Origin of the sequence: Pseudobythopirellula maris (genome assembly GCF_007859945.1) — a bacterium.
Classification (GTDB): domain Bacteria; phylum Planctomycetota; class Planctomycetia; order Pirellulales; family Lacipirellulaceae; genus Pseudobythopirellula; species Pseudobythopirellula maris.
Genome location: NZ_SJPQ01000002.1, coordinates 812,893 through 834,513 on the forward strand (window position 1 = coordinate 812,893; position 21,621 = coordinate 834,513).

At 67.3% G+C, this 21,621-nt stretch carries 13 protein-coding genes; 4 read left to right on the forward strand and 9 right to left on the reverse strand.

Annotation, left to right across the window (positions count from 1 at the left end; all coding sequences use genetic code 11):
- Positions 1-138: 138 nt before the first annotated feature.
- Positions 139-873, forward strand: a complete 735-nt coding sequence (locus Mal64_RS11000; RefSeq protein ID WP_146400040.1) for an ion transporter — start codon at positions 139-141, stop codon at positions 871-873.
- Positions 874-1,117: 244 nt separating this feature from the next.
- On the opposite strand, the gene Mal64_RS11005 is transcribed toward Mal64_RS11000, so the two are convergent.
- Entirely contained in the window at positions 1,118-2,668 is a 1,551-nt protein-coding gene (locus Mal64_RS11005) for a sulfatase family protein (RefSeq protein ID WP_146400042.1), read from the reverse strand.
- 169 nt (positions 2,669-2,837) lie between these two features.
- On the opposite strand from Mal64_RS11005, the gene Mal64_RS11010 reads away from it, so the two are divergent.
- From Mal64_RS11010 to Mal64_RS20450, 3 genes are all read left to right on the forward strand, one after another.
- The gene (locus tag Mal64_RS11010) at positions 2,838-3,842 is read left to right on the forward strand and encodes a D-cysteine desulfhydrase family protein (RefSeq protein ID WP_146400044.1); all 1,005 of its coding nucleotides are present in this window, start codon (positions 2,838-2,840) and stop codon (positions 3,840-3,842) included.
- Between the two features lie 1,839 nt (positions 3,843-5,681).
- Entirely contained in the window at positions 5,682-6,092 is a 411-nt protein-coding gene (locus Mal64_RS20445; protein WP_391570419.1) for an IS5 family transposase, read from the forward strand.
- Positions 6,037-6,450, forward strand: coding sequence for a transposase (locus Mal64_RS20450; RefSeq protein ID WP_391570420.1), 414 nt, complete (start codon positions 6,037-6,039; stop codon positions 6,448-6,450). Before Mal64_RS20445 ends, Mal64_RS20450 begins: the two co-directional genes overlap by 56 nt.
- Here the strand turns inward: Mal64_RS20450 and Mal64_RS11020 are convergent.
- The 8 genes from Mal64_RS11020 to Mal64_RS11050 form a co-directional block, all read right to left on the reverse strand.
- Positions 6,437-6,937, reverse strand: coding sequence for a PIN domain-containing protein (locus tag Mal64_RS11020; protein WP_146400048.1), 501 nt, complete (start codon positions 6,935-6,937; stop codon positions 6,437-6,439). The two genes, Mal64_RS20450 and Mal64_RS11020, sit on opposite strands and share 14 nt — an antisense overlap.
- A 66-nt stretch (positions 6,938-7,003) precedes the next feature.
- Positions 7,004-10,375 (reverse strand): carbamoyl-phosphate synthase large subunit, encoded by a 3,372-nt coding sequence (gene carB, locus Mal64_RS11025; protein ID WP_146400050.1) that lies wholly within the window; start codon positions 10,373-10,375, stop codon positions 7,004-7,006.
- Between the two features lie 214 nt (positions 10,376-10,589).
- Positions 10,590-11,450, reverse strand: coding sequence for a hypothetical protein (locus Mal64_RS11030; RefSeq protein WP_146400052.1), 861 nt, complete (start codon positions 11,448-11,450; stop codon positions 10,590-10,592).
- A 36-nt stretch (positions 11,451-11,486) separates the two neighbouring features.
- Positions 11,487-12,518 carry a flotillin-like protein FloA gene (gene floA, locus Mal64_RS11035; RefSeq protein ID WP_231993664.1) on the reverse strand — a complete coding sequence of 344 codons (1,032 nt, stop codon included), beginning with the start codon at positions 12,516-12,518 and terminating at the stop codon, positions 11,487-11,489.
- 293 nt (positions 12,519-12,811) lie between these two features.
- The gene (locus tag Mal64_RS11040; RefSeq protein WP_146400056.1) at positions 12,812-13,408 is read right to left on the reverse strand and encodes an NfeD family protein; all 597 of its coding nucleotides are present in this window, start codon (positions 13,406-13,408) and stop codon (positions 12,812-12,814) included.
- 98 nt (positions 13,409-13,506) lie between these two features.
- The gene (locus Mal64_RS11045; protein ID WP_197525661.1) at positions 13,507-15,879 is read right to left on the reverse strand and encodes an NfeD family protein; all 2,373 of its coding nucleotides are present in this window, start codon (positions 15,877-15,879) and stop codon (positions 13,507-13,509) included.
- 173 nt (positions 15,880-16,052) lie between these two features.
- Positions 16,053-16,958, reverse strand: a complete 906-nt coding sequence (locus Mal64_RS19815; RefSeq protein WP_197525663.1) for a hypothetical protein — start codon at positions 16,956-16,958, stop codon at positions 16,053-16,055.
- A 242-nt stretch (positions 16,959-17,200) separates the two neighbouring features.
- The gene (locus Mal64_RS11050) at positions 17,201-21,319 is read right to left on the reverse strand and encodes a hypothetical protein (protein ID WP_146400060.1); all 4,119 of its coding nucleotides are present in this window, start codon (positions 21,317-21,319) and stop codon (positions 17,201-17,203) included.
- Between the last annotated feature and the right edge of the window lie 302 nt (positions 21,320-21,621).

A 21,621-nucleotide genomic window follows, 5' to 3' on the forward strand; every position in this document is an offset into this window, starting at 1 on the left:
GGTCGTTGTGTGACAGTTTGTCGCCTCCCTACCAGCGAGGGGCCCCCTTACCCTCAACGGGCCATCCCGTCACGTGGCTTTGGATTCGCTCGGTCTTCTGGCGAGAATCTCCGCGGCGCGGACGGTACGCTGTCCGTCATGAAAGAGTCCCTCCGCGTCATCGTTGAACGCAGTGACACCGCCGCCGGCCGGGCGTTCGACCTCGCCGTGCAATCGGTCATCTTGGTGTCGTTGGTCGCCTACTCGCTCGAAACACTGCCCGGGCTCTCGCCCTGGGCGCGGCAAACCTTGGGTGCGATCGAAACGGCGACCACCATGCTGTTTGTCGCCGAGTACGGGTTGCGGCTGGCTGTCGCGCAGCGTCCGCTCGCTTACGCCGGCAGCTTTTTCGGAGTGATCGATCTGCTCGCCTTTCTGCCGTCGCTCCTGTCGCTTGGTTTCGACGCCCGCGCGCTACGCGCGCTCAGGCTGCTGCGGTTGTTCCGGCTTCTCAAGCTCGCCCGCTACAACGCCGCGGTGCGTCGGTTGCACCTCGCCCTGCGGATCGCCTGGGAAGAACTGGTGCTCTTCTTTTGCGGAGCGACGATCCTGCTTTACTTGGCGGCGGTCGGCATCCACCACTTCGAGCACGAGGCCCAGCCCGAGGCGTTCGCCTCGGTGTTCCACGCGCTGTGGTGGGCAGTGGCGACACTCACGACCGTGGGCTACGGCGACGTGGTCCCGGTGACCAGTGGGGGTCGGGCGTTCACCTTCCTGGTGTTGGTCGGGGGCCTGGGAGTGGTGGCGACCCCCGCCGGGTTGGTCGCCTCGGCCCTGTCAAAAGCCCGCGAGATCGAGGCCCTCGAGAAATCCAGCGATTCCGACCCGGCTTAGAGTGGTATTCGAATTGGTGTGGACGAGCGGGGAAGCGATTGGCGGCGTGGCGAGGAAGCCGAAGCAGGCAATGCGGTGCATTGTCGATGCAGGCTGACGAAGCCATGACGCCAATCGCGAGCCGAGCGTCTACACCAATGAGCAAACCGCTCTAGATTGCGGCATGGGGACCAGGTAAAGAAACCAAGGCGTGACGCATGCCTCCTTGAGGCGCACCCGCGATGCGCCCGTCCCCGGAGAGGGATCATCGCGCCGCCGTTGGCGTTCGCACCCGCGGCGCTCTGGTCGTGGTCGGCAGGCCCGGCGGGTCTTCGTCGGGAACCTTCAGCTCGGCTCGCAGCCGCTGTAGCTCTGCTTCTAAGCGCAGCCGCTCGGCGGCGTAGGCTGGGTTGTCGAATTGGTTGACCACCTCGTCGCGGTCGTTCACCAGGTCGTAGAGCTCCCACTCGTCGACCTCCGGCTCGTAGAAGTGGATCAGCTTCATGCTGCCGTCGGTCACGCCGTAATGCTTCCTGACGTAATGCCATGCCGGGTACTCGTAGTAGTGGTAGTAGAACGACTCACGCCAGCCGTCGGCCGGTTCGCCGCGCAGCAGCGGCGCCAACGAGGCGCCCTGCACGCGCTCGGGCGCCTCGACCCCGGCCGCCTCGAGGAACGTCGGCGCCAGGTCGATGAGCGACACGATGCGGCGCTCGACCGAGCCGGCCGCCGCGACCCCCGGCCAGCGGACGAGCAGCGGCGTGCGCAACGACTCCTCGTACATCCAGCGCTTGTCGAACCAACCGTGCTCGCCGAGGTAAAAGCCTTGGTCCGAGGCGTAGACCACGATCGTGTTGTCGGCCAGGCCCGCCTCGTCCAAGTAATCGAGCAGCCGGCCAACCTGGTCGTCCACCGCGTCGACGCAACGCAGGTAGTCCTTCATGTAGCGTTGGTACTTCCAGCGCACGAGGTCGTCGCCCGTGAGGTTGGCGTCGCGGAAGGCCCGGTTCTTCGGCCCGTAGGCGGCGTCCCACGCCGCGCGCTGCTCGGGGGCGAAGCCCGCCTGGCGCGAGAGCTTCAGGTCGTTGTCGTTCATCGTCTCGGCGATCGTCATGTCCTGCTCACGCACCGCCCGGCCGCGACGCGAGTAATCCTCCAAGAGCGACGGGGGCTCCGGCAGCTCGACGTCGTCGTAGCGGTCGAGGTAGCCCGGCCCCGGCTGCCAGTTGCGGTGCGGCGCTTTGTGCTGGCACATCAGCAGGAACGGCCTCTCCGGGTCGCGCTCTTCGCGGAGCCAGTCGAGTGACAGGTCGCCGATGATCTCGGTCGTGTAGCCGGTGCGGCGGAGCCGCTCGCCGTTCGCCAACATCGTCGGGTTGTAGTACGGCCCCTGGCCGACGAGCACGTCCCAGTGGTCGAACCCCGTGGGGTCGGACCCCAGGTGCCACTTGCCGACGATCGCCGTCTGATAGCCCGCCTCGCGCAGCAGCTTCGGGAAGGTCGGTTGCGAGCCGTCGAACCGCTTGCGGCTGTTGCCGTAGTAGCCGTTGACGTGGCTGTAGGCGCCGGTGAGCACCGCGGCGCGGCTCGGGCCGCAGATCGAGTTGGTCACGTAGCAGCGGTCGAACCTGGCGCCCTCGACCGCCAGCCGGTCGATGTGCGGCGTGCGGTTGAGCCGCGAGCCGTACGCGCTGATCGCCTGGTAGGCGTGGTCGTCGCTGAAGACGAGCACGATGTTCGGCCGCTCGGCCGCCGCCGCGGGCGAGCCGGTCAGCGCGAGGCCGATGAGCAGGAAGAAAAGGTTCGATCGGTGCATGACGCCCTGCGGAGCAAAGGAGTGGGACCTGCTGCGATTCTATCGCGCGGCGCTCGTCGGGATGGATCGCTAGCGCATAGGAGAGAGACGGCGGCGCAGGTAGTGGCGCCCTCTCGGATGCGATAAAATCGCCCGCCTGACGCCGCCAATCGACGAATCGCGAGAAGCCATGCCAGCCACGCCCGAAGCCCTCGACCGCCTGCCGCGCTTGCGGCTCGGCAAGCTGCCGACGCCGCTCGACGAGGCGCCGCGGCTCACGCGGCTGCTCGGCGGCCCGCGGCTGCTGGTCAAACGCGACGACCTGACCGGCCTCGCCACGGGCGGCAACAAGACGCGCAAGCTCGAGTTCCTGGTGGCCGACGCGCAGGCGGCGGGGTGCGACGCGCTGATCACCGCCGGCGGGCCGCAATCGAACCACTGCCGCCAAACGGCCGCCGCCGCGGCGATCGCCGGCATGGAGTGCCACTTGGTGCTCGGCGGCGACGACCAGCCGCCCATCGGCAACTCGCTGCTCGACCTGCTGCTCGGCGCCACGCTGCACTGGACCCCCAAAGAGCGCCGCAACGCCCGCATGGACGAGCTGGCCGAAGAACTCCGCACGGCGGGCAAGCGGCCGCGGGTGATCCCGGTCGGCGGCTCCACGCCGCTCGGCGCCGTCGGCTACGTGGCGGCGATGTTCGAGCTCGTGGGGCAGCTCGCCGAGCGCGACCTGCGCGTCGATCACCTGCTGCTCGCCACGAGCTCGGGCGGCACGCAAGCGGGCGTGGTGCTCGGCGCTCGGCTCGCCGGGTTCACCGGCAAGGTGACGGCGATCAGCATCGACCAAGTTGCTGACGCTGACTCCGACGAGAAGTTTATCGAAGGCGTGTGCGGCATGGCCAACGGCGCCGCCGAGCTGCTCGAGTCCGAGATACGCCTCACGACCGACGACTTCGCGACCAACTACAACTACCTGGGCGGCGGCTACGGCGTGGTCGGCGACCCGGAACGCGAGGCGATCCGGCTCTTCGCCCAGAGCGAGGGCCTGCTGCTCGGCCCGGTCTACACCGGCCGCGCGGCGGGAGCGATGATCGACCTGGTCCGCCGCGGCGCGTTCGGCGAGGACGAGACGGTCCTGTTCTGGCACACCGGCGACGAGTCGGCGCTGCACGCCTACGCGGCGGAGCTGGCGTAGGGAACCATGACGGCGCGACGAGCACGATGGTCGAATTGCAGCCAGGTCAACGCTCTGCGAACGCTAGCGTAAGGCGTAATCCCAACTAAAGCATCGCCGGGTGTAATCCAATCGTCCGCTGCGGTGCTCTGATTACAGAACACAGTTGCAATGGATCGCTTGTGGCAGGGCAGGAAGTCCCCACTGGGTTCTTACAGCCTGTTGGTCACGCGGCAACGCGTGGCCAACAGGTTTTTTTTGCCCAGACGGCGACCGGCTCCGCGACGCCCGCCCACCCCCGCTCGGCCGTGGGTCGTGGGCTCGTGGGATCATGGGTCGCCCAGGTTTTTCAAACCTGGGTCGCCGCAGGCGACAAGAAGCATCGCGGCGGGCGTGGCCACAGGGAAAGCCACGAATCATGCCGCGTCTTGCGACGGCTTCTTGTGGCTCCGCCACACCGGTTCAAGAACCGGCGCCACCCGCTTGGGGCCAAGATCTTGGCCGATCACCCAGTGCTTTGCCCTGGGCTGACATATCGGGCCCCCATTGGGACTGACTACTGACGCCGCGTAGGGTGGCCGGGGTCGGAGGCGTCAGCCGCAGCCCCCGGATTGAGCCGATTGGTGATTACCCGGGGGCTCCGCTTCGCTGCGACCCCGGGCACCCCGGCGCCGGGCGTGTCGCCACGTTGCTAGCATCTCAAGCCGCCTGGAACCCCAGATTTATCTTAGGGTCGTGTAATCTCCTAGCCCCCCGTGCGCTTTAGTTACAGGACGCAGTCGCAACGGATCGCTTGAGGCAGGGCAGGAAGTCCCCACTGAGTTCTTATTTTGCCTGTTGGCCACGCGGCAGGGCGTGGCCAACAGGCCTTTTTTATGCGCGGGCGCCGATCAATCGGACATGCGGGGCGGCAAAGGGAGTTGCCCGTTCTTGCATATCGAGGCTAGCCGCTTCCGGCCCGAAGGGCCGCTCTACGATAGCCCAGGGCATCGCCCTGGGACCGAGGGGGAAAGCTTTGCACCGATCCCAGAAGGGGCATACTACGCCGGCCCTTAGGTAGAACGCCCCATTGGTGCTGACGGCGACGCACAGGGGTGGCCGGGGTCGGAGGCGTTAGCCGCAGCCCCCGGATTGAGCCGTTTGGTGATTCCCCGGGGGCTCCGCTCCGCTGCGACCCCGGGCACTCTACGCCAGGCGTCAGCCGCTCACTGGACTCAATAGTTCATGTATTTATCGGGAATAGGACGCGGAAAATTGTCCTCAGGTAAATCACGAGAAAACTCATAGCTAGATGTGATAGCGCCGCCACTCGCAAACCTTGACATAAATGTCGCTGCCCCCAGGAAGCAGTCGGATAGGCATCCACCAGACGACTTGGAGTACAGGCAACCTCCATGGGCTGTCACCGTACTTTCCCCATCTATAGTTGAATACCCTGCAAGAAGCGGGTAAGTAGAAAATACGAAAATAAAGTCAATTGCAACCGAATCCGGGTCTGGTAATTCAAAGCACTCAATTTCGGCGTGCAGCAAGTCCCTAAGTTCGCAGTGATTCTTCTGCGCATACGGAGAAATCTTTTTTGACGCGAAATCAACTAGTTCGTCTTTGAATTCTTCGGTGTCGAGTTTTGGTGCTTGCCCACGAATAGCGTCTAAGCATTCCGGGAGATTAGTATGGAATGTAATGCTGGTGCCAAGCAGGCTACAGTCGCTAGATAGGTTGTCGGCGAGCTGCGGAGAGGTTGAATTCCGATTCTTGCAAAACCCTTTGTCAGCGCTGACGAAGTGAACGTCATGCTCTTTAGAGGTTGTCCAATAACTGCTATATGAGTGATTCGCCGCAGTCACTACCCTCCGCGGTATGAGCAGGAAGCCCTACCCAACCGACTTGACGGATCACCAGTGGCGACGGATGAAGCCCTGGGTTCCCGTTGACGCCGCCACCGGTCGGCCGTCGAAGTACACGAAGCGTGAGATCATCAACGCGATCCTGTACGTCACCCGCAACGGCTGCACCTGGCGTGCGTTGCCGCACGACCTGCCGCCCTATCGGATCGTATTCCACTGGTTTCGTAAGTGGCAGGCCGATGGGACCTGGGAGCGGGTCCATGAGAAGCTCCGCGACCGAGTTCGCAAGAAGGCGGGCCGGACGGCGAAGCCTTCCGCCGCAGTGCTCGACAGCCAGACCATCAGGACGACCGAACAAGGCGGGCCGCGTGGCTACGACGCCGGGAAAAAAAGCTCTCGGCCGCAAGCGGCACGTTGTCGTTGACACGCTCGGGCTGGTCTGGTCCTTGGTCGTCACGCCCGCCGACGTGCAGGACCGCGACGGGGCGAAGCTGGCCCTCAAAGCGTTCCGTGAGTCGGTGAAGTTCCCCAGGGTCATCTGGGCCGACACGGCGTACCGCTCGGTCGTTGATTGGGCGTGGGTGAAATGGCTCTGGGCAGTCGAGATTGTCACGCGGCCTCGCGGTAAGTTCGTACTCCAGAAGAAACGCTGGATCGTCGAACGGACCTTTGGCTGGCTGAACCGATCACGCCGCCTCGCCAAAAGCTTCGAACGGACCGTCGAGAGCGACACCGCCTTCGTCCAGATTGCGATGATCCACCTCATGGTCAAGCGGCTATGATATCGCCCTTATTGGACAAGCTCTTAGAAAGTTGGAGTACAGCTTGCCAGATGGCTGAGTCCTTGAATTGTTGATTCTTGTCACCGTTGGGGGGCAACTTGCGCTCAACCATGTCCAGCGCTGCTATCGCATGTTCGTGAGTAAATGGAACTCTAACAAGGATTTTATTGAGGTCGGAGATACGGTCGTGAATCACCGCTTCAAGCTCGGACTGCTCAGGCTGCGAGAAAGTGAATTCCCCCTCAGATAATGCACTCAACACTCTGCCTTTGTCGGATATAGAATCGGCGGCGTCCTGGGCATGCTTCAACATGTGTTGCACGGTTTCGCCCTCAACTATTTGAGGGAATCCGATCTGCGCATGGCGTCGTCTGATGGCATAAACAAGCGACTTCCCAACATAGGATTGGAGAAGCAACTCTCTGATCCAGATATTTGTGTCAAGAACAACACAGAGCGGCTTGGAGCTTATTGAGTTAATTGTCACGTGTTTGAGGCTCCTCGACTACTCGCCGCGGGGAGTGTGCACGGATAAACGCTGTTGTTTCACGTACTAAACCACCGTCGGCCCCGACCCAAACCGTTCCTGCAAGCTCTCCACCTCCATCTCCTCCTCACGCAGCGCGGCCATCGCGCGGACGGCCGCCTCGGCCGCCTCGATCGTCGTGAGGCACGGCACGCCGGCGGCCGTGGCGGCGGCGCGGATGCGGCCCTCGTCGGTGCGAGCGCCCTTGCCGACCGGGGTGTTCATCACCAGCGCGACGCGCTCGTCGGTCAGCAGGTCCAAGAGGTTCGGCTGGCCCTCTTTGATCTTCTTGACGCGCTCGGCTTCGACGCCGGCCTCGGCGAGCGCCGCGCAGGTGCCGGCCGTGGCCAGCAGGTCGTAGCCCAAGCGTTTGAGCTCCTTGGCGAGCTCCACGGCGCGCGGCTTGTGCTTCGGGGCGACGCTCAGGAACACCGCGCCGCTCTCGGGCAGCACCGTGCCGGCGGCGAGCTGGCTCTTGGCGAACGCCATCGAGAACCGCGGGCTGACGCCCATCACCTCGCCGGTGCTGCGCATCTCGGGGCCCAAGACGATGTCGACGCCGCGGAACTTGATGAACGGGAAGACCGCCTCTTTGACCGACACCTGGGCCGGGATCGGGTCGCTCGTCACGCCCTGCTCCTTGAGCGACACGCCCGCCATCACCTTGGCCGCCACCTTGGCGGCCGGCAGGCCGGTCGCCTTCGAGACGAACGGGGCGGTGCGGCTGGCCCGTGGGTTGACCTCGATGATGTAAAGGACCGGCTTCGCCGTGGAGGGGCTAGGGGTTGGGGGCTGGGGGTTAGGGGACGCGCCGGGGGCGGAGCTTGCGGCGCCGAGCGCGTCGCTAGCCCCTAGCCCCTCGCTGCTAGCCCCTTCATCCGTCTCCCACCGCACGGCGTATTGCACGTTCATCAGCCCCACCACGCCCAGGTCCATCGCCATCGCGACGGTCGCCGCGCGGATCTCGGCGAGCACCGGGCCGGGCAGGCTGTAGGCGGGGATCGCGCAAGCCGAGTCGCCCGAGTGGACGCCCGCCTCTTCGATGTGCTCCATGACGCCCGCGACGACGACGTCTGTGCCGTCGCAGATCGCGTCGACGTCGACCTCGGTCGCCCCCTCCAGGAAGCTGTCGATCAGCACCGGCTGGCCCTCGGCCGCCAGGAACGCCGCGGCGACGAAGCGGTCGAGCTGCGAGGCGTCGTAGCAGATCTCCATCGCCCGGCCGCCCAGCACGAAGCTGGGACGCACGAGCACGGGGTAGCCGATTCGCTCGACGATCAGCCGCGCCTCGTCCATCGTGCGGGCGATGCCGTTGGCCGGCTGGCGGAGGTTCAGCCGCTCGAGTAGCTGCTGGAACTGCTCGCGGTCTTCGGCGGCGTCGATCGCGTCGACCGGCGTGCCGATGATCGGCACGCCCGCCTCCTGGAGCGCGCGGGCCAGGTTGAGCGGCGTCTGCCCGCCGAACTGCACGATCACGCCGTCGGGCTGCACGCGGTCGCAGATGTTGAGCACGTCTTCGACGGTGAGCGGCTCGAAGAACAGCAGGTCGCTCGTGTCGTAGTCGGTCGAAACGGTCTCGGGATTCGAGTTCACCATGACCGACTCGATGCCGAGCTCGCGCATCGCGAAGCTGGCGTGGCAGCAGCAGTAGTCGAACTCGATCCCCTGGCCGATGCGGTTCGGCCCGCCGCCGAGGATCATGATCCGCTTCTTGTCGCCCTTGGCCGGGGTCTCGTCCTCGGTCTCGTAGGTCGAGTAGAAGTAGGGGGTGTAGGCCTCGAACTCGGCCGAGCAGGTGTCGACCGCCTTGTAGGCGGCGCGGATGCCTCGCTTGAGCCGCTCGGCGCGGACCTCGGTCTCGCTGCGGCCGAAGATCGTGGCGATCTGGCGATCGGCGAAGCCGTGGCGTTTGGCGCGGCGGAACGCCTCGTCGCTGAGGTTCGACAGATCGCCGATTTCGCGGAGCGCGTCTTCCGTCTCCACGATCTCGTACAGGTGGTCGAGGAACCACGGGTCGATCGCCGTGATCTCGTGCAGCCGCTCGGGCGACATGCCGGCCTTGATTGCGTACCGCAGGTACCACACACGCTCGGGGCAGGGCCGAGAGAGACGCTCCTGGATCTCGTCCTCGTCCGGCTGCTCGGGCGTGCCCCACAGGTCTTTCTTGTCGCTGCCGAAGCCGAAGGCGCCGACCTCCAGGCCGCGCAGGGCCTTCTGGAAGCTCTCCTTGAACGTCGAGCCGATGGCCATCGTCTCGCCGACGCTCTTCATCTGCGTGGTGAGCGTGTCGTCGGCCTCGGGGAATTTCTCGAACGCGAAGCGCGGGATCTTCGTCACGACGTAGTCGATCGCCGGCTCGAAGCAGGCGGTGGTCTCGCGCGTGATGTCGTTCGGCAGCTCGTGCAGGCGGTAGCCGACGGCGAGCTTGGCGGCGATCTTGGCGATCGGGAAGCCGGTCGCCTTTGACGCGAGCGCGCTAGAGCGGCTCACGCGGGGGTTCATCTCGATGACGATCATCCGCCCGTCATCCGGGTTGATCGCGAACTGGATGTTCGAGCCGCCGGTCTCGACGCCGATCTCGCGGATGACGGCGAGCGAGGCGTCGCGCATCCGCTGGTACTCTTTGTCGGAGAGCGTTTGCGCCGGGGCCACGGTGATCGAGTCGCCGGTATGTACGCCCATCGGGTCGAAGTTCTCGATCGCGCAGATGATCACGACGTTGTCGTCGGCGTCGCGCATGACCTCCATCTCGTACTCTTTCCAGCCGAGGATCGATTCTTCGATCAGCACCTCGGTGGTGGGCGAGAGGTCGAGGCCGCGGCGGACCATGTCGTCGAACTCTTGGCGGTTGTAGGCGATGCCGCCGCCCGAGCCGCCCATGGTGAAGCTGGGACGGATAATGGCCGGCAGGCTGATCTGATCGATCCACTCGCGGGCCGCCTCGAGGGTCTGGACCGTCATGCCTTTGCAGACGCCCAGGCCGAGCTTGTCCATCGCGGCCTTGAACCGCTCACGGTTCTCCGCCTTGTCGATTACGTCCGCGTTGGCGGCGATCATCTCGACGCCGTGCTTCTCGAGCACGCCGTTCGCGTCGAGGTCCATCGCTAGGTTCAGCGCGGTCTGGCCGCCGAGGGTCGGCAGCAGGGCGTCGGGCTTCTCGCGCTCGATGATCTTCTCGACGACCCGCCAGGTGAGCGGCTCGATGTAGGTCCGGTCGGCCATCGACGGATCGGTCATGATCGTCGCCGGGTTCGAGTTGACGAGCACGACCTCGTAACCCTCTTCCTTGAGCGCTTTGCACGCCTGGACGCCGGAGTAGTCGAACTCGCACGCCTGGCCGATGACGATCGGGCCGGAGCCGAGCAGCAGGATCTTCTTGAGGTCTTCGCGTTTGGGCACGGCGTTTGTGGGCGTTCTGGCGGGGCGGGCGGGGCGGGTAAAATCGCTCCAGCGTAGCACGCCGCCAGAAGGCCCATCAACCGGCCCCGGCGCCCGAAGAACAGGTCCCAAACGCGACCAGAGAAGGCGCCACGTCAACAATTCGGCGACAGCCGGCGACTTGCAGTCGCCGGGAGCCTTGGACGCACGCCACGTCCCGTGGGGCCCAAGCCGCTTACCAGCGGTCGGTGGGGCGGGTGAGCACTTCGTTGAGAACCACCGCCTGGCGTATCCCCGCAGGGCTGCGCAGCTGCGCGACGAGCTGCTCGGCGATGGTCGCCGGCGGCGGGGGGTCGTCGCGCGAGTCCCAGTCGACCGCGTCGTGCGACAGGTTGCCGATCTGGTGGTCGAACTTGGCGTGGACCCGCTCGGCGGCGTGGTCGTCGGCCATCGCGATCTTGGCCCCGAGGTGCGCCGCCTGCTCGGCGAGCTGGCTCTCGGGAAGACGGCTCATCTGCTTCCGTCTGAGTTCTTTGTCCTTCCGGCCGGCGAGGCGGCGTAGGTCGTCCTGGTCCGCAGCGCGGCGGACCGAAGCCGCCTCGGCCGCGGCGCCGCGGGGCGCGTCGTTGCGATCGCTGCTGAACACCTCGATCCGCGGTTTGCGCGGTTGGGGCTTCTCCACGACAACGGGCTGCGGCTGCGGACGCGGCGGCTGGGTGTGTTGCGATTGGCCGTGCTGCGGCGGGTCGGCCTTCTTCTTGGGCTCGTGGCCTAACTGCTTGAGGAAGTCTTCCACCTCGCTGCGCAGCTGCTTCTGCTCGGGCGTCGGCTGGGGCCGGCCGGCGGCCGCTTGGGCCTGGTTGGCGTCGCGCTGCTGTTCGTCACGCTGATTGCCTTCGCGCCGCTCGGGGCGCAGCTCGACCAACTCGTCCGCTTCCTGCAACCGCTTAGCCTCGCGGGCCTCGCTCATCGCCGTAAGGATGTGCCGCATCAGGATGAAGCCGACGAACAAGAACGGCGCGAGCACGTCGAGCAGCCCGGCTTGCAGGAAGCCGGCGGCGAGCGGGTCGACGGTGAGGAGCTGTGTGAGCGTCATGGATTAACTCCCTCGCCCGTGGGCGAAGAGAAACGTTTACTTCCCGCCCGTGGCGATCGCTTCGCGCATGTCGGTGTCGGCCTGCACGTTCTTCATCTTGTAGTAATCGAGGATCCCCAGCTTGCCGGTCTGGAACGCCTCGGCCATGGCGCGAGGCACCTCGGCCTCGGCCTCGACGAGCTTGGCTCGCTTCTCTTCGATGCCGGCGAGGTTCTCCTGCTCTTGCGAGACGGCCATCGCCCGGCGCCCCTCGGCCTGGGCGCGGGCCACGCGGGTGTCGGCCTCGGCCTGATCGGCCTGGAGGCGGGCGCCGACGTTGTCGCCCACGTCGATGTCGGCGATGTCGATCGACACAATCTCGAACGCCGTTTGCGAGTCGAGGTTCCGATCGATCACCGCCTTGGTGATACGATCGGGATTCTCCAGCACCTCCTTGTGGCTGTCGGCCGAGCCGATCGCCGAGACGATTCCCTCGCCCACGCGGGCGATGATCGTCTCCTCCGTGGCGCCGCCGATCAGCTGGTTGAGGTTCGCGCGGACCGTGACGCGGGCCTTCACCTTGAGCTGGATGCCGTCTTTGGCGATCGCGTCGAGCGAGGGCCGCTTGCTCCCCTTGGCCGGGCAGTCGATCACCCGCGGGTAGACGCTCGTCTGCACCGCCTCGAGGATGTTGCGGCCGGCCAGGTCGATGGCGGTGGCCTGCTTGAAGCCGAGTTCGACGATCTTGGCCTTGCGCGCCGCGATCATCGAGCGGATCACGAGCGGCACGTTGCCGCCCGCCATGTAGTGCGCCTCGAGGCCCTTGGTCGTGACGCCCTCCTCTTCGGTGATGCCGGCCTGCACGGCCATGATCTTGCTACGCACGATCACGGTGGGGTTCACCTTGCGGAAAGTCATCCGCAGGAGGTCGAAGAGCCCGATGCCGGCGTCGGTCGTAATCGACTGGATGTAGAGCCGGAAGAAACGCGCCAAGATCGCGATGAACACCAGCACGGCGATCAGCGCGCCGATCGTCAGCACGATCCACAGGCGGGAGTCGTTGAGGATCCCTTGGGCGAGGAGCGGCATGGGGTGCGTGGCCATAGGGAAGTGTCTGCGTGGGGTGACCGAAGAGCGGCGCCAAGCGGGGCTTGGCTACTGTTGTTTGTAGACGCCCGCAGCCGGGGCTTCAAGCTCGGAGGCGTGCTTGCCACGGGAAACAAGGCCGCAAGAGGGACCGCCCTCCGCGGTGTTGCCGGGCTTCTGTAGGGAACGCCCTCCGTGGCGTCCCGGCCCTGGACACACGCTTTTCCGCCAGTGCTTTCAGGGACAGCCTTGCCCGCCGGGGTTCGGAACGCCACGCAGAGCGTTCCCTGCAGCGATCAGCTTGATTGTGAGTCTGTGTCGAAATCGAAGTCTCCCAGCCCCAGCGTCTCGGCGGGGCGGGCCAGCGGGTCGACCGACGTCTCCTCGGCGGTGGCGAGTTCGCTCTGCTCGGCCCGGCGGACCATGATCCGGTTGCCACGCACCTCGATCACTTTGACCGCCTGCCCGGGGTCGATCGCCTGGCCCTGGCTGATCGCGTCGAGACGCTCGCCGTCGATCTCGATGACGCCCGAGGGGAGCATCTTCGACTTGGCCAGCCCGATGCGGCCCTCCAGCGCGTGGCGGGCGTCGTCGTTGCGGACCTCGTCGCTCGTCGGCGCCGAGCCGAGCAGCAGCTTGCCTAGGGGGGTGTAGGGCAGGTAGGTGAACGCCGCGTAAACGGCCGTCGGCACGACAATCGCCTCCATCCCGGCGAACAACACGCCGCGGAAAATGCCGCCCGACAAGTAGGCGTAATAAACCGACGCCACGAGGCTGAGCCCCGCGAACAACCCCAGCACGCCCCCCGACGGGAAGAAGACTTCGGCCACGATCAACAGGCTGCCGATGATCATCAGCAGCGTGGCGATCGAGAGGTCGTCGAGCAGATTCATTGCTGCACGGGGGGAAGGATTCGGGAGGCGGCGGTCGGAAGATACGGCGGACAACAACAGTGTAGCGGAGAACGGCGGGGTGAGAACTTCGGGATGTCTCACACCTGCCGCACCAGCACCCGCGTCCCCTGAACCTTCACGACCTCGACCCGCGCGCCGCGGTCGATCGCTCCGCCGTCGGCCATCACGTCGACCAGTTCGCCGTCGATCTCCGCCTTGCCGGAGGGCAACAAGGAGGTGGTCGCTTCGCCCCGTTGGCCGACGAGGTGGGTGTAGTCGGCGATCGCTTCGCGGCGTTCTTGCTCGATGCGGTCGGCCTCTTCGCCGCCGGCGAGGGTGAGCCTCTGGAACACCGGCGAGTGGGGCAGGTACTTGCGCAGCGCGAGCCCCACCACCAGGCAGCCGACCGCCGAGCCGGCCACCACGCTGAGCGAATCACGCAGCTGATCGAGCTGCGATTCGGTTTGCGGCAAAATGAACGTTTGGCTCGCCAGCACCAAGGCGGCGATCACCATCGCCCCGCCCCCCAGCCCAAAAATGCCAAACCCCGGCAGCACGAAGATCTCGACCAGGATGAACATCAGACCAACGATAAACAGCAACGCCTCGAGCCAGTCGGCCGTGCCGTGCAGAAACTTGCTCCAAAAGAACAGCATGAAGGCGACGGCGGAGATAAACCCGCCGATGCCGAGGCCGGGCGTGTTGAGCTCCAGGTAGATCCCGGCGATCGCGGCCACCAGCAGCAACGCGGCGAAGCCGGGCGACGCGAGCGCCTCGACCAGTTCGAGCGCCCAGTTGGGCTCGGCGGTGCGGGGCGCCGACTCGAGGCCGTAGAGCCGCGCGAGGCCGTCGACGCTGTCGACCACCGCCCAGGCGACGCCGAGCCGCTCGGCCCGTTCGGCGTCGAGCGCGAGCGGCTCGCCCGCCTCGGTGACCACCTCGCCGACCCGCCAGTCGTCGGGGTTGGGCTGCTCGGCGAGCTCCTCGGGACAAAAGTCCCGCTGAGCCCCATTGATGTTGTGGCTGTAACGCCGCACCTCCAGCGCGGGATCGACCACGGAGGAGAGCAACGACCAGGTGCGGCCGGTCCGCTCGGCGAGCGACTCGCGGAGCGTCGTGACGATCGACTCGAGTTCGGCACGGCCCAGCGGCGGGTCGGCGGCCGCCTCGTTGGCGGCGACGGCGTCGGCGGGCTCATCGTCCGCCGCTTCGCGTTTGAGATTGCGGCCGCCGTCGGCGTTCTCGTCGCCGGCGGGATCGGGGACCTCTTCGGCCACCCGGGCCACCCCTGTCAGCCGGGCGCCGGGGTGCATGACAATCTGATCGCAAGCGAGCGCAACGAGCGCGGCGCCCGCGCCCGCCTCGTTGGGAACGTAGGCCACGACACGCGCCTCCGCCTCACGCAGGTCGGCGACCGTCCGGGCGAGTTGCAGCGAGTTCCGCCAGTCGCCGCCGGGGCTGTCGATCCGCAAGCCGATCCAGTTCGAGCCGCGGGCAATCTCCTCGCCGAGCAACGTTTGGGTGCGTTTGACCACGGCGGGGGTGAGCGGGCCGGCGAGGTCGACCATCACCGGTCGCCACTCGGCGACCAGCGAGAGGTCCTCGCTGACGTCCGCCTCGGCGGCGCCGAGCACGCGGGCCAAGGTCGCCCGATCGGGCGCCAGGTAGCGCGCCACGCCGAGCTCGCGGGCCTCGCGACCCGTGAGCACGCCCAACGAACCGGCGGGGACGAGCACCTGCTCGTCGACCACGGTTTGCTCTTCGCTCAGCGTCTGGAGTTCGGCGCGCGTGACAAACTCCACTCCCCCCTCGGTCTCGACACGCAGCACCTCGAGCCGCGGGTCGACCATGCCGAGCGCCAGGGCCACCGGCGCAGTGCGTCGTTGCTCGGATATCTGGCGGTAGAGAGCCGCGACGCCCGGCTCGATCGGTTTGGCCGGATCTTCGTCGGCGCCCGCGCGGCCGAACTCGGCGGTCGGGTCGATCGCGATCTCTTCGCACGCCAACGCCACCAGCACGCCGTGCCCCTCGAGCGACTGCGGAATGTAAGCCACGGTCCGTACGGCGGCGAGCTCGTCGCTCACCAGGAAGCGGGCGATCGACACGGCCCGCTCGAACGCCGTGCCGGCGCCGCGGCCCTCGCCCGCCTCGGTCGGCCGCAACTCGACCACGAGCACCGGCCGGCGGCCGTCGACGCTAGGCGATTCGGTCAATTGCGTCACGGCACGCTGCAAGCGTCCTTGCAGCGTGCGGTCGTCGTTGCCAACGATCGGCAACGCCACCCGCACGACCCTGGCCGGCAGAGTCGCGGGCTGGCCGGCAACGGGCGGCTCGGCGGCGTCTTGGGCCGTCGCGCGGCCGCTGGCGAGCCCACCCCAGAGGAGCAGCGCCAGCAGCAGTGACGGCGTGAGCCCCCACGCAAGCCGCGCGGTGCGCGGGGTCGATTTCGTGTTCAGCGGAGCGAGCCGCATGTCGCCTTCCCTCGGATGAAGCGTGGCGGCCTTGCCGCATGTCGTCATTATAGACCTTCGCTTCGCGATCGGGCAAAGCAGCACCGCGCCGCAGAAGCCTAGCGGGTGCAGGGACAAGGCGCAATCGTTGCGGCGAGTGCTCTTCGCCGCGGAGAGGACGATCTTGGTCAATTTCAGCGGGCGTCGGCGTACTGCGACTCGATCGCCACTACGATCTTGCCCGTCGCATCGACCTGGTACCGCATGCCCACCCCGCCGCGCGACTCGCTCATGCCGAGCGGCCCCGAGAGCTCCGCCGTGAGGGTGCGGCAGGTGGCTGCATCGATCACCACGGGCCCGGCGACCACCAGCCGCATCTGCGCCCCGCGGGCGCCGGAGGCCTCGATCTCGCCCTCGAACCGGGCTGCGGGGCCTGCGGGTCCTTGCTCGACCGCGACAAGCCGCAAGGTGAACCGCTCGACGGCGCCCATCTCGCCGTCGAAGCTCAGCAGCTGCTTGGCGATCTCCGGCGGCAGGTTGAGCGTTTCGCCCGTACGCACCGTGCGGCCGGCGAGGAACGCCCCCAGCGGGTTCGGCTTGCCGAGCGTCGCCATGCTTTCGGAGACGAGACGGAACTCCTCGAGCGGCGGCGTGTCGCCCGCGGGCGTGGTGACGCGCAGCTGCTCGCCCTGGCGGCGGCAGTGGTAAGTGCGTCCGGCGATCGGGTCGGCGTCGCCCGGTTCGCCATTGAGCGTTTTTCGCGACTCGACGAATCGGGCGACGGCGGCGATCGCTTGGCCGTCGACCACCTCGGCGGCCGTGACCTCGCGTCGCTGCACGCGGTCCATGGTCATGTCGAGTTCTTCGACCACGCGCTCGCCTTGCCTTGCGACCGAGTGCAGGTTCATCTTGACCGTGATCCGTTGCTCGACCACGTCGCCTTGGCGGGCGTAGCGTCGGCCGAAGGTCGCCGAGCGGGCGGCGGGCGTCGCCAGGGGCGCCTCGGCCGCGGCGGGGGTGACCGGGCTGAAACGCTGCGCGGGGGCGGCGCCGGCTGACAGGAAGAGCGCGACACACGCCCCAGCAACGATTCGTGGCATAACACACCATCCGTGGCGGAAGATTATTTTATATCGACCCCCGTAATCGTCCGGCAGAAAGGGGACGGGGGTCAAGAGGAAACGCACAAACGCCTGCAACGAGGCGTGAGAGGCGTGCCGAGCGGCGTAAGCCCCCTGGAGTCTGTATTTTCCGTGACGCCGAGCGTGTGCCTGCTGCCTTCCGGGGGCTCACGCCCGCCGGCTCGCCAGGCGCGCCGGTTTCTTTGGCGGCGTGATCGGGGCTACTGCGGCGCCTCGGAGAGCTGCTTCTGCACCTCGGTCCAGCTGAGCCGCACCTGGTCGATCCGCGGCAGGTACTCCTCGGGATTGAGCTGGTGGCGGCGTTGCTGGCGGACGATGGTGACCTCGTCCTCGAGCGCCGTGATCCAGTCGGGGGCGTCGAGCCCGGCGCCGCACGGCTCTTGCATCAGCGCCTCGATCTCCTCACGCATGACGTCAAACACCGGCGAGGCGCCCTCCTGGCGGTGGGCCGACTGGTCGATCGCCGCCCCCACGAGCGCACGCAGCCGGTCGATCGTCAGCGGACGGACGAACCGCTCGGCGATCCGCTCCGCCACGCTCGAGAGCCGCATGCCGTACGCCTCGCACATCTTGTGGTAAGCCTGGCTGTGCGAGTCGGCCGCCTCGCTGGTCCGCTCGGCGACGGCGCGGCGCCACAGCTCGGCCGCCTCGTGCCGCTGCTTGCGCACGAGGATCTTGTGGGCGAGGAACACGGGGGTCAGGTTCCAGACCACGCGGTCGTAGCCGCTGCGGAGCCGCAAGAAGTCGACGAACACGTACAGCATCTCGCCGTGGTCCGACATCGTCGTCGTGACGTTGTAGTCGCGGTACTCGCGGTAGTTCTCCACGACCGCCTCGATGGCCACGGCCAGCAGCGGCGCGGCCTCTTCGCGGGTGATCCCCTTGCCCAGCTCTTGGAAGAGAACGATCTCCTCCATTTCCTCGTCTTCGGTGATGTTGTCGAGCCAAACGCCGACCCGCTGGTGCAAGATCGCCCGCAGGTTGCTGAGGTTCAGGAACTTCTGGGTGAACAGGTCGGCGCCGAAACGCTTGACGAAGTCGACGAACCGCAGCCACTCGCGTTTCGAGCCGAGCCGTTCGACCACGCTCAGCCGCACGGTGCGGCTGTGACGCAGCCAGCGTTCGAGTTGCGACTCGGTGAGGTCTTGCAGCGCCTGCACGAGCAGGCCGTCGGAAGGCTTCACGCCGCTCGCCGAGTCGCCCGCCAGGATGCCCGACTCCGAGGCGTCCCACGCGTCGGCCGACGCCACGAGGCAGCGGACGATCGCCTGGTAGCCGTTCTCGAACAGCCGGTCGTACTCGGTGACGGCGCCGCGGCCGACCGGGTGGTCGACCTCCATCCGCTGGGCGACATCCAAAAGCTCGCACGTCTCGCGGACCATGCCGAGCCGCGGCAGCCAGCCCAGGAGGTCGTGGATCAGCTGGTGCGTGGCGCGGGCGTTGACGATGCGGCGTGGGTCGCCCCCCTTGCTGAGCGGGATGTAGAGCAGCTCGCGCTCCAAGAGCGCGGCGGTGAAGTCGCCCCAGCGGCTGCGCACGGCGTCGGCGTCGCCCCGCAACACGCCCCGCAGCACGGCGATCGTTTGGCCGAGCAAGGTCTTCTCTTCACGCGTAGCCGCGGCGCCGTTGCTCGCGGCCGCGCGGAGCAGGCGGCCCGCGTCGGACATCTCGACGCAGGCGGCGATGACCATCTCGACCATCGTGTCCTTGATCGACCGACGCCGGTCGTAGGCGACCATCGACTCGTGGTCGCCGCGCGGCTGCGGGATCTGGTGGGTGTGGACCGCCTCGAGCAACTCGCCCAGCCGGGCCACCCGCTCGGTGGCCTCACGTTCCCAGCCGGCGAGCGCTGCGCGGCGGCCGTCGGCGTCGGCGCCGCCGACGCCCCACGCCACGGCGGCGTGTTTCCAGAGCCCCGCGACGGTGCGCAGGAAGTCGAGCCGTTCTTCCAGACGCTCGGCCTCGGCCTCGAGCTCGTAATCGGTCTCGTCGTCCGCGTCCGGGTCGAACACCGGTCCCTGCATGCCGTCGTCGCTGCTGTCCTCGAACGTCATGTCGTCGTAGGCGGCGCCGAACAGGTCGCGGTCTTCTTCCTCGTCGTCCTCGAACGGGGCGTCGTAGCCCGTGTCCGAGAAGTCGGCGCCGAGCGTCCCCTGGCCGTAATCGTCCTCGTCGCCCTCTTCGAAGGCGTCGGCCAGGTCGTCGTCCTCGCCGTCGCCCAGCAGGTCGTCGAGCGGGTCGGAGTCGAGGTCGCTCTCCCAGCCCTCGCCGTACTCGAACTCGGGGGCGTGCCACATCTCCTCGGCGTTGGCCTCGAGGTGGGCGAAGAACCGCTCGACGGCGGGCCACTGGTCCTCGCCGCTCTCGCGCTCGTAGGCCTCGGTCATGCGCAGCCAGCGCTCGGCCAAGGGGTGGAACGAGGCGTCGCCGTCTTCGAGCGGGGTGTGCTCCACCTGGCAGAGCCACCGCATCATCAGCGCCATCGACGCCACCCGGTCGCCCTGCTCCAGGAGCGCTTCGATCACCAGCTGGAACGCCTTGGGCGAGTCGAACTGGTCGACGAACATGCCCCAAAAGCTCACGTCGCCCGCAGCCGAGCCCGCCTTGTGCCAGGCGTTGAGCGCCCCGGCAACGAGGTTCGTGGAGATCTCGGTCTCCTTGGCGTAGAAGCGGCGCACGTCGCTGACCATCGGCGTGGCGAACTGGTCCCACCAGCTGGAGAGCCGGTGCAGGGTGGTCTCGAACGACTTCTCGAGCCCCTCGTCGTCGCGTGCGGCGGCCTCGGTCCAGGCCCGCGAGCAGAGGTCCACGACCTGCTCGACGAGCACGATTAGGTCGTCCACCCGGTAGTCGTGCACCGTGTTCTCGAGCGCCGGGAACAGGCTGAAGTTGCCGCCAAAGCCGATCACGTTCCAGGGGTCGACCAAAGCGCCACACTCAATGGCGCGGTGCAGCAGCGACTCGATCTCGGGCAAGGTTTCCGTAACGGCGGCCACGTCGCCGGCGTCGATCGCGTGGTGCCCCTCGGTCAGCCGGCAGTAGATCTCGCTGAGCATCCGCGCCGAGGCGACCCGCACCGTGTGGGCCTGCTCCATGGCGGCCTCGGGGTAGCCCATCCGCGCGAACACCTGCGCCAGGTGAACGTGCTGCAACTGCACCGCGCGGCGGTTGGCCATCTCTTGGTTCAGGTGCTGCCGCGCGCCGGCAAACGGCTGCCGCTGACGCTCGGCCTCGGCGCGCAACCGCTCGCCATGGGCCCCTTCGGCGCGGGCCAGCAGGTCGTCGTAGAAGTTGTCGCGGTAGCGGGCGATGTGCGGCAGCAGCGTGGCGAGCGTCGTGTCGGAGTCGTGCGCCGTCGGCCCCGAGCCGCACGTGCCCGACGCCATCAGCATCGTGCCGGCCAGCACGGCGGCCGCCTCGAACTCGAGCTCGCCGCGGTCGAAGCTGCAGCCGCTGCGGTCGGCGCTCGCGCTCTCCACGCGGCTGGCGAGCGCCTCGAGCACGACCGGCTGCAACACGAACCGCCGGTAAAAGCCGTTCTGGTCGATCCGGTTCGGGTCCCACTGGCCGAAGTGGTAGTTGGGCCGCTTGTTCACCGGGTGGTCGAAGTCGTAGGCCCGCGGGTCGACGGCCAGCTCCTCCATGAGCGCGGGGTCAAACCACGCGTCGCGCAAGATCGTGTCGTCCGTCGCGTGGAGGATCTCGATCGTCCCGGCGATGATGTTGCTGTAAGGCCCGTGCGACACGCCAGCCGACTCGATGTAGAGCGGGCAGGGGCGGATCCACTCGTGGCGGTACGGCTCGACCTTCTGGTCGCCCTCGAGCACGGCGATCGGGCGGTAGCCGATGTAGTCGTCCAGCTGGTCGCGGGCGCGATCGATGATGCGTTCGGGCTGCTCCCAGGTTGGTCCCTGCGACAGCAACGCCTCGAACGTGCGGCCGATGAACAGCGGCCGGAACAGCGACCGGCCGGTGCGACGCCACAGCAGGTCGCTGTGGAACCGCTGGTAAGACTCGCGGAACGGCGCGAGCATGCCGACCACGGCGCGGGCCTGGGTGGCGTCGGCGAAGGCGCCCCCTTCGGCCGCCAGCTCGTCGACCCGGGCGCCGAGCCATGCGACCAGCGTGGCGAGCGAGTCGACATCGGGCTCGCCCGGCTCGTGGCTCGCCACCAACGCCTGCTCGATGGCCGAGTGGAGTTCGTTGATCGCGCGGAGGAACTTGCCGTCGGTCGCCCCCGAAGAGAAATTCAGGTAGCCGGCCGCCTCGCGGAGCAACTCGCGCTGCGCGTCGTTCGGCGAGATCTCTCCGGCTGCCATGCTCTGTCGTCGCCTGCGGCGCCCGCTTCGTTGGTGATAAAAATAGTGGCGGCTCGAAGAAGCAGCCGAGAGGCGCGGCGCCTTCGCTCCGCCGCCCCGCTCCCGTCGCCTGGCCCACGGGCCGGCTCTGCCGCCCGGCTGGCCTTTCCGAAGGGCCAACCGTCTCGCAATCAGCTCCCACTCTACGGGATAGCGCCTCGGGGGGTCTAGCGCCGCTCGCCCCCCGTAGGAGCCGCGCAGGCCGCACAACCGCCCGTTGGGGCGCCCGCAACACCCTCGGGCCGTGTCGTTGCGTGCAGTCG

Coding starts and splice junctions, on each gene's coding strand:
- Mal64_RS11000 (WP_146400040.1), top strand. CDS start 139: ATGAAAGAGTCCCTCCGCGTCATCGTTGAACGCAGTGACACCGCCGCC.
- Mal64_RS11005 (WP_146400042.1), bottom strand. CDS start 2,668: ATGCACCGATCGAACCTTTTCTTCCTGCTCATCGGCCTCGCGCTGACC.
- Mal64_RS11010 (WP_146400044.1), top strand. CDS start 2,838: ATGCCAGCCACGCCCGAAGCCCTCGACCGCCTGCCGCGCTTGCGGCTC.
- Mal64_RS20445 (WP_391570419.1), top strand. CDS start 5,682: ATGAGCAGGAAGCCCTACCCAACCGACTTGACGGATCACCAGTGGCGA.
- Mal64_RS11030 (WP_146400052.1), bottom strand. CDS start 11,450: ATGACGCTCACACAGCTCCTCACCGTCGACCCGCTCGCCGCCGGCTTC.
- floA (WP_231993664.1), bottom strand. CDS start 12,518: ATGCCGCTCCTCGCCCAAGGGATCCTCAACGACTCCCGCCTGTGGATC.
- Mal64_RS11040 (WP_146400056.1), bottom strand. CDS start 13,408: ATGAATCTGCTCGACGACCTCTCGATCGCCACGCTGCTGATGATCATC.
- Mal64_RS11045 (WP_197525661.1), bottom strand. CDS start 15,879: ATGCGGCTCGCTCCGCTGAACACGAAATCGACCCCGCGCACCGCGCGG.
- Mal64_RS19815 (WP_197525663.1), bottom strand. CDS start 16,958: ATGCCACGAATCGTTGCTGGGGCGTGTGTCGCGCTCTTCCTGTCAGCC.
- Mal64_RS11050 (WP_146400060.1), bottom strand. CDS start 21,319: ATGGCAGCCGGAGAGATCTCGCCGAACGACGCGCAGCGCGAGTTGCTC.